The sequence below is a fragment of the Dokdonella sp. genome (genome assembly GCF_036518555.1).
GTDB lineage: Bacteria > Pseudomonadota > Gammaproteobacteria > Xanthomonadales > Rhodanobacteraceae > Dokdonella_A.
The window spans coordinates 1-7,934 of record NZ_DATDMY010000209.1 but is presented as its reverse complement, the minus strand read 5'-3'; the positions used below and the strand labels follow the sequence as shown (position 1 = coordinate 7,934).

Here is a 7,934-nt window from a genome sequence, read left to right as displayed (position 1 = left end):
CGGCAGCAGCGGCTTGCCCGGCAGCCGGGTCGAGCCGTAGCGGGCGGGGATCGCGACGATGAACGGCGCGTCGTTCGGCATCGGACAGGGTCTCGTGGAGATCGCGTGCAGCCTAGCGGACCGCGACGCGCGGCGACAACCGCGGCGACCGTCGGCGCGCGTCGCGTCGTCGGCGATGATCCGTGCCGATACCGCAGTCGCGACAGCGCGATCCTCGTGCCTGCGGAGGCGCCGGATGGATGCTCGACGGCGTCCCGCACCCGAACCGCGCGCCACGTGCGCGTCCGGACGTCGCCGAGCGGACCGTCCGCGTGCGCGCCGCGTCAACAGCCTTCGCCCGCCTTCGCCTCGCGCGTGACCTCGAAGATCAGTTCGCCGGTCGGCGCGAACGGCAGCTTCGTCTTCACCGCGTCGGTCGTGTAGTAGAAGCCGCCCGGCGTCGCTGCCTTCACCGCGTCGCGGACTTCCGATTCGTACGATTTGCCGATCGCGTCCGGCGTCGTCGCGACCGCGATGCGGCGCACCTTGTCGAGCGTCACGCAGCCGAGCAGGCGCGAGCGGCGGAACGGTCGGATGTCGAGGTGCAACGGCTTGACGTCGACGGGCACGCGGAAGTCGTCGCCTTCGATCACGTAGAGCAGCGGCTTGAACACGACGTTGCCGTGGCCTTGCGGATTCTTGCGCGCGATCACCTGCACGCGCACCGCCGCGTGCTCGAGCTCCTCGGGCAGCTCGATCACGCGATAACGGCTCCGGCCCTTGCTGAACTCGTTCTCGGGTGCCTTCGCGTCGATGCCGAACCGCACGCGCGTCCCCGGCGCCAGCAGGATCGGCCCGACTGCCGGGGCGTCGATCTCGGGCACCGGCTGCTTCGGTTTGCCGAACAGGCGGTCCTTCCACTCGCCGAAGGTTTCGCTGACGAAGCTGAGCGGATTGGCCGCGTGCGCGGGCGCGCAGGCGGCAAGCACGAGGATGAGAAACAGCGATCTATGACGGAACATCGTCTCGGGAGGTCGAATCGTGGGCGTTCGTGTCGTCGCGACGCAGCGAGACGCACGCCTCCGCCGGCCCCTCGAGGGGCTCGTACGTCGCAGCTGCGGCACGCCGCGCGAACGCGGCGCAGCCGATCCGTTCAGCCGCCTGCGGGCTTCTCGGTCGACGCCGGCGTGGCTGCGGCCGGCTCGCCGTCGCTCGTCGCCGGCGGGTTCTCGATCGCCGGGGCGGGCGCCTTCGTCGCGGGCTGCGGGATCTCCTTGAGATCGCCGCCGTCCTGCTCGAACGACTTCAGGCCGAGCGTCTTCGCGATCGAGCCGATGACGCGGCGCTGCTCGTCGCTGCCGCCGCGCTTGAGGACGATGCCGGTGATGTGGTCGTCGTCGCGAAGGCCGCCCATGTAGCCGTACAGCTCGGCCTTGCCCATCACCGCGCCGTCGATCGAGTACTTGTCGCCCTTGACCGGCTGCACCATGGCGTTGCCGTCGCGGATGTCCGAGCGCGCGAACGCGGTACCGGCGGCGGCGAGGGAAAGGGCGAGCGCGAGTGCGCGCAGGATCGGGTTCTTCACGTGTGCTGTCTCCGTCAAATTCGGTGCGGACGCGTTACGAAACGTCCGGCGGGATGCATCGGGGTTGCGGACGAACCTGACCGTCCGCTCGCGCGTCGCCTGCGGCACGCTTGCGCGCCCGGCTCGCGCTCATGAGGGCACGCCCTGCCTCACTTCTTCTCGGCTTCTTCCTTCGTCTGCGCACGCAGCTCGGAGATGGAACCGTCTTTCTCCTGCAGGAACGCGCTGAACTTCATTTCGTAGGCCATGCGGGCGAGCGCGATGATGTGCTCGTTCTTGACCTTTTCCTTCTCGCCGCGCTTGAGCAGCACGCTGCCCATCGGCAGCTTCTCTTCCTGGCGGTAGCGGAACGCGCTCTTGAGGTCTTCCGACGTGAGCGGCGCGCCGTCGAGATCGAACTGGTTGTCCTTGTCCGCGACGATCGTCACGTCGAAGCTCGCCGGAACGTTCGGTGCAGGCACCGTGTCCGGGCGCGCACGGCCGCCGCCGCAAGCGACGAGCAGGCCGGCCAGCGCCGCGAGCGCGCCGCCGCGCAGGATCGATCCGATCGGGAAACTCCGCATGGCTCCAGGGACTCCGTGACATTCGAGGACATCAAGCCTATCACCACGACCGCGCGCGCGGCAGGGCGTGTTGGCGGCGGTTCACGCTCGCCCGTACCCGCGCCGCCGGGCGACGCGCATCGACGCCAGTCCGCGGACGCGAGCCGCCGCGCAGGAGGATCGCAACCCGCACCGGAGCGAAAACCGGGCACTCGCGGCCGCGCAGGCGTTACCTGCCCCGCGACGCCGCGCCCCTCGCGCCATCAGGCGTGCGGCAGCGTCACGCCGGTCTGGCCCATGTACTTGCCGCCGCGGTCCTTGTAGCTCGTCTCGCACTCCTCGTCCGACTCGAGGAACAGCATCTGCGCGACCCCTTCGTTGGCGTAGATGCGCGCCGGCAGCGGCGTCGTGTTGGAGAACTCGAGCGTGACGTGCCCTTCCCACTCCGGCTCGAGCGGCGTCACGTTGACGATGATGCCGCAGCGCGCATACGTGCTCTTGCCGAGGCAGATCGTCAGGACCTTGCGCGGGATGCGGAAATACTCGACGGTGCGCGCGAGCGCGAACGAGTTCGGCGGGATGATGCAGACGTCGGACTTCACGTCGACGAAGCTGCGCTCGTCGAAGTGCTTGGGGTCGACGATGGTCGAGTTGATGTTCGTGAACACCTTGAACTCGTCCGCGCAGCGCACGTCGTAGCCGTAGCTGGAGGTGCCGTACGACACCAGACGCTTGCCGTCGTGCTGCTTCACCTGCTGCGCGGCGAACGGCTCGATCATGCGGTGCTGCTCCGCCATGCGGCGGATCCAACGGTCGGATTTGATGGACATGGATTCGGTGCTCGTCTTCCTGAGGGCTGATGGCCAAGGCTGCAAGGCGGGAGCGGCGCGCGTGCCTCGCAGCCCTCGGCCCCCAGCCCTTGCTTCACGTGTTCTGCACCACGATCTTCGGAAACGCGATCGCCTTGTTGCGCGCGCGCAAGGACAACCGGCCGGCCGCATTGCGCGCGATCTCGCGATAGCGTGCGGCAAGGTCGGACTCGGGCATCGCGGCGACGGTCGGCGTGCCACCGTCGGCCTGTTCGCGGATGCGGATGTCGAGCGGCAAGGCGCCCAGCAGCGGAACGCCGTACTGCGCGGCCATGCGCGCGCCGCCGCCTTCGCCGAACACATGTTCCTCGTGGCCGCAGTTCGTGCAGACGTGGGTCGCCATGTTCTCGACGATGCCGAGCACGGGCACGTTGACCTTCTCGAACATCTTGAGCGCCTTCTTCGCGTCGAGCAGCGCGATGTCCTGCGGCGTCGTCACGATGATCGCCCCGGAAACCGGGATGCGCTGGCACAGCGTGAGCTGGATGTCGCCCGTGCCCGGCGGCAGGTCGACGACGAGGTAATCGAGGTCGGACCAGTTCGTCTCGCCGAGCATCTGCTGCAGCGCCTGCGTCGCCATCGGCCCGCGCCAGATCATCGCGGTGTCTTCCTCGATCATGAGGCCGATCGACATCGCCTGCACGCCGTGGCTCACTTTCGGTTCGATGCGCTTGCCGTCCTTCGTGTCCGGCTTGCCTTCGAGGCCGAGCATGCGCACCTGGCTTGGTCCGTAGATGTCCGCGTCGAGCACGCCGACGCTCGCGCCCTCGGCCTTGAGCGCGAGCGCGAGGTTCGCCGCGACCGTCGACTTGCCGACGCCGCCCTTGCCCGACGCCACCGCGATCACGTTCTTGACGCCGGGCAGCGGCGTCAATCCCTGCTGTACCTCGTGCGCGACGACGCGGCAGGCGACGCCGACCGCGGCGTGCGCGATCGCCGCATCCGACTCGAGCGCACGCTTCACCTCGTCGGCGAACGCGGCCTGCGCGGACAACGCCGGATAACCGAGCACGATATCGACCGAGACGTCGCTGCCGGATACGCCGACGCCGCGCACGGCGCCGCTCGCGACGAGGTCCGTGCCTGTATGCGGATCGACGATGCCGGCGAGGATCTGCCGGGCGCGTGCTTCGAGGGATTCGCTCATGGCGGGGGAGAAAGGCCGAAGTAAACGCGCATTATGCCAGCGATGGCCCGCAGGCCGCGCCGTCCGCTGCGCCGCGCCTTGACGGCCCTTCGACCACACGGCACCGTGCGGTGGACTCGAACCCGCTCGGAGACCGCGCCATGTCCTACCGCACGCCCGCCCTGCTCGCCCTTGCCCTGTTCGCCGGCGCGCCGGCCTTCGCCGCGGACAACACGCCGGTCGGCACCTGGACCACGATCGACGACGCGACCGGCAAGCCGAAATCGATCGTGCAGATCACCGAAGCCAACGGCAAGCTCGAAGGCAAGGTGCTCGAAGTGCTGCAGTCCGAGCAGGGCCCGCACCCGGTCTGCAAGGCCTGCGACGGCGAGCGCAAGGACAAGCCGGTCGAAGGGATGGTGATCCTGTGGGACGTCGAGAAGGACGGCGACATCTGGGACGGCGGCAGGATCCTCGATCCGAAGAACGGCAAGACCTACAAGGTGAAGCTGTCGATGCTCGAGAACGGCCAGAAGCTCGATGTGCACGGCTACATCGGCTTCTCCTGGATCGGCCGCTCGCAGGTGTGGGAGCGCAAGTCACCCTGATGATGTCGCATAGGGACTCACCGCCCCGCGGTCGAGTCCCATGCTGCCAGGTCACGGCCTGCGACTCCGTGGCGGAGGCCAATCCAGCCTGCCGGCCGTCATCCATGTCTCCCGGCCACGCCCGGCGCGAGCGGCGACGACCGGAGGCGTGCCGCTGCGAACGTTCCACGCCCTGGCTTGGCACCGCAACCACGGGGCGCAGGCGCCGGATCGCGCGACGCTTTCGGTGCCTATGTAACGCCGTCTTCCGCCGTCCGGATTCGAACGCGAACGGCGGAACGCGAGCCTGAGCAGAAACCCACCGACGAGCGCACATCCCGCGCGCGGCTTCGCAATGGCGTGTCGGTTCTTCGACGCGTCGCGCACTCCCACGTAGGATCGTATACGGCAGCGAAGTCCAGCCCGGTTCGCGCAGGCGTTCCCGGCCGATGCGGCAAGTCCCTGATGTGGCTGAGCTTGACCTGGATCAACGCGCCCATGCGCGGCTCGGCTAGGTTGTGGCGTACCAGCCTCCGGAGACGCCGCATGAAGTCGCACGCGATCGGGCGGTGGATATGGTCATTGGCCATGGCGATGGCGCTGGTGCCCGGATCGGGTCGCGCGCTTCCGGCGTTCAACCGCCAGACCGGCCAGAACTGCGTGGCTTGCCATGCCGGCGGGCAGTTTCCGGAACTCACACCCTATGGACGCCTGTTCAAGCTGACCGGCTACACGCTCGGCGAGCGCAATGTGATACCGCTCTCCGTGATGGGCCTCTTGTCGCAATCGAGCGTGCGCAACACGTCGAAGAGCCCGGACTCTTCCGCCGATTTCCAGAAGAACGCCGACCCGATCTTCGCGACCGCGAGCGTCTTTGCCGCCGGCAAGATCACCGACAACATCGGCGCCTTCCTCCAGGTCACCTACGACCACTACGGTTCCCAGTCCGCCGACGGCCGATTCCACGGCCACAGCTCCGCCGACAACATGGAGGTCCGCTACGCCGATCGATGGGCCGATGGCGCACGCGATGTCATCTACGGCGTTTCCGTGAACAACAACCCCTCGATGTCGGACCCGTGGAACTCCGCGGCCGCGTGGATGCAGTACGTCCCGGTGCCCAGCCCGACCAGCAGCCGTTTCATCGACGGCAACGCGCCCTATCCCGGCTTCGCTGCCGGCGGCAACATCGCCGGGATCTCCGGATACGTGTTCTGGGGCGGGCAGCTCTATGCCGAAGTCGGCGGATACCGGAGTGCCCGCGGCCTGACATCGTTCATGTCCGCCGGAGTGCCGGACGCCGAGAAGACGCGATTGCGCGGCACCAACCCGTACTGGCGGCTCGCGTTCACGCACGCCTGGGGCGCGCATGACGCCATGATCGGCCTGTCGGGCATGACGGCCGATGTCTACGACGACCCGTTGGACACGTCGGATCCGACGACCCTCCATCGCTTCCGCGATATCGGTGTCGATGCGCAGTACCAGTTCCTGCTGGATCCGCACGCCGTCACCGTGCAACTCGCCTACATGCACGACGTGCACCGGCCTCCGGCGTTCCTCGCCCACCAGCCGGTGTTCGACGTTGAGGGGAACGCTTTGCCCGACACCAACGCACGCGACTCGCTCGACGTCGTGCGGGCGAAAGCGAGCTACATCTATCGCGCGCGCTACGGACTCAGCCTCTCGCTGTTCAGCCAGACGGGCTCGCGTGATTCCGCGCTCTACGATCCTACGCCCGTCGCGGGAAACGTCTCGATGAGTCCGGCCGTTCGCGGCTGGACGTCGGAAGTGTTCTGGACACCGGTGCAGTACCTGCGGGTCGGCCTGCAGTACACCGCCTACGACAAGTACCAGGGCGCCTCGCGCAACTACGACGGTGCGGGAAGGAACGCGAGCGACAACGGCTCGTTGTTCCTCTATCTGTGGGGCGCGTACTGAGCGCCCGGCCATCGAGGTCGCCGTGGAGGAAACATGACGGTCCGAAGTCTCGCATTCACTGCCGTGATCGCAGCCATCGCCGCCTGCAGCAACCTGCCGCGATCGCGCGACCTCGCCAACCCCGAGGTGTCCGGCAGGGTACTCGCCGAGCAGGTCTGCTCCAATTGCCATGGCCGAACGGGCACGGCGACCTCGCCGAATTTTCCGAACCTGGCGGCCCAGCAGAAGCGATACCTGATCACGCAACTCGAGGCGTTCCGTGCGCACAGCCGACGTGATCCCGCGGGCTATGAGTACATGTGGGGTGTCAGCAGGTCACTCACCGACGCCCAGATCGATGCCCTCGCCGATTACTACCGGGCGCAGGACCCGCCAAGGCAGCCGGCTGAATCGCCGCCCGCGTTGGTCGAGGCCGGACGCGTCCTCTTCGAGCATGGCGACACCGCAAAGGGCGTGCCCGCGTGTTCGAGCTGCCACGGCGCGAACGGGGCCGGCAGCGATGCGTTTCCGCGCATCGCCGGACAGCACGCCGACTACGTCAGGAAGCAGCTGGAGGTCTTCCAGCGCACCGACGAACGTCCCGAGGGCGCGATCATGAAGACCGTGGCGCACGCGCTTTCACCGGACGACATCGACGCGGCAGCGGCGTTCGTGCAGACCCTCGAGTGAGGATCGGAGTTCGCTCGACGTGCGACCCGGTTGCTCGGGAATCACGGGAGTCGTACATCGGCGGCGGCCCAACATCGGTCGAAACATTCCGCCTCGGTGCATGCGGGCTCCACGAACGGAAACAAGCTGGGAAGGTGGTCACAGAGCGTCGCCGTGCACCGCTGCTTCGCGGCTGCAGATGACTGCGACGATGCATCACGCTGGCCGGCCTCGCCGGCACCTGCCAAGCTCGCCTACGACAAAAGCCATCTGTTCCAGGCCTTCGCCGGCGACGGCCAGCTTCTGTTCAAGGATCTCGTCGACGGCAAGACGAACGCGTTCGTCGCCGTGGGCACCGACGCGTTGATCGACCGCTACAGCGGCGAGCAGGCGGCCTTCACACGACGCCGCGGGCCGCGTGCAGAGCGTGCTCTACGACGGCGAAGACAAGCTTCTGAAGATCGCGCCATGAAACCGCACCGGGAGCGGCGCCGAAGCGGCGCGGGCGTTAGCCGCTAGGATCGCCGTCGGCGCGCCGCTTGCCGATCCAAGGAACACCGAGGACGTCGCGCGGCGACCGCCTCCCGCGGCTGCCGTCGGACGCGTCGACCCCGTCCGACGAAGGCCTCATGCATCTCAGCCGACGTGCTGATAGAT

General features: G+C 67.9%; 9 protein-coding genes. 4 read left to right on the top strand and 5 right to left on the bottom strand.

Annotated features, from left to right (window positions below):
- Positions 1-323: 323 nt before the first annotated feature.
- The 5 genes from VI238_RS11745 to apbC form a co-directional block, all read right to left on the bottom strand.
- A complete protein-coding gene (locus tag VI238_RS11745) occupies positions 324-1,001 on the bottom strand; it encodes a hypothetical protein (protein ID WP_331651541.1) in 678 nt (225 codons plus the stop codon).
- Positions 1,002-1,132: 131 nt separating this feature from the next.
- Positions 1,133-1,564, bottom strand: a complete 432-nt coding sequence (locus VI238_RS11740) for a hypothetical protein (protein WP_331651539.1) — start codon at positions 1,562-1,564, stop codon at positions 1,133-1,135.
- 149 nt (positions 1,565-1,713) lie between these two features.
- On the bottom strand, positions 1,714-2,127 hold the full coding sequence (locus VI238_RS11735) for a hypothetical protein (protein ID WP_331651537.1): 414 nt from the start codon (positions 2,125-2,127) through the stop codon (positions 1,714-1,716).
- 242 nt (positions 2,128-2,369) lie between these two features.
- Complete coding sequence (dcd, locus tag VI238_RS11730) at positions 2,370-2,936, bottom strand: dCTP deaminase (RefSeq protein WP_331651535.1); 567 nt, start codon at positions 2,934-2,936, stop codon at positions 2,370-2,372.
- 94 nt (positions 2,937-3,030) lie between these two features.
- Positions 3,031-4,122, bottom strand: a complete 1,092-nt coding sequence (gene apbC / locus VI238_RS11725; RefSeq protein ID WP_331651533.1) for an iron-sulfur cluster carrier protein ApbC — start codon at positions 4,120-4,122, stop codon at positions 3,031-3,033.
- A gap of 140 nt (positions 4,123-4,262) precedes the next feature.
- On the opposite strand from apbC, the gene VI238_RS11720 reads away from it, so the two are divergent.
- The 4 genes from VI238_RS11720 (at position 4,263) to VI238_RS11705 (ending at position 7,796) form a co-directional block, all read left to right on the top strand.
- Positions 4,263-4,709 carry a DUF2147 domain-containing protein gene (locus VI238_RS11720; protein ID WP_331651531.1) on the top strand — a complete coding sequence of 149 codons (447 nt, stop codon included), beginning with the start codon at positions 4,263-4,265 and terminating at the stop codon, positions 4,707-4,709.
- Between the two features lie 177 nt (positions 4,710-4,886).
- Entirely contained in the window at positions 4,887-6,629 is a 1,743-nt protein-coding gene (locus tag VI238_RS11715) for a hypothetical protein (RefSeq protein WP_331651529.1), read from the top strand.
- Between the two features lie 33 nt (positions 6,630-6,662).
- Positions 6,663-7,298 carry a c-type cytochrome gene (locus VI238_RS11710; RefSeq protein ID WP_331651527.1) on the top strand — a complete coding sequence of 212 codons (636 nt, stop codon included), beginning with the start codon at positions 6,663-6,665 and terminating at the stop codon, positions 7,296-7,298.
- Positions 7,299-7,451: 153 nt separating this feature from the next.
- Positions 7,452-7,796: a hypothetical protein gene (locus VI238_RS11705; protein ID WP_331651525.1), complete on the top strand. Its 345-nt coding sequence runs from the start codon at positions 7,452-7,454 to the stop codon at positions 7,794-7,796.
- Positions 7,797-7,934: the final 138 nt, after the last annotated feature.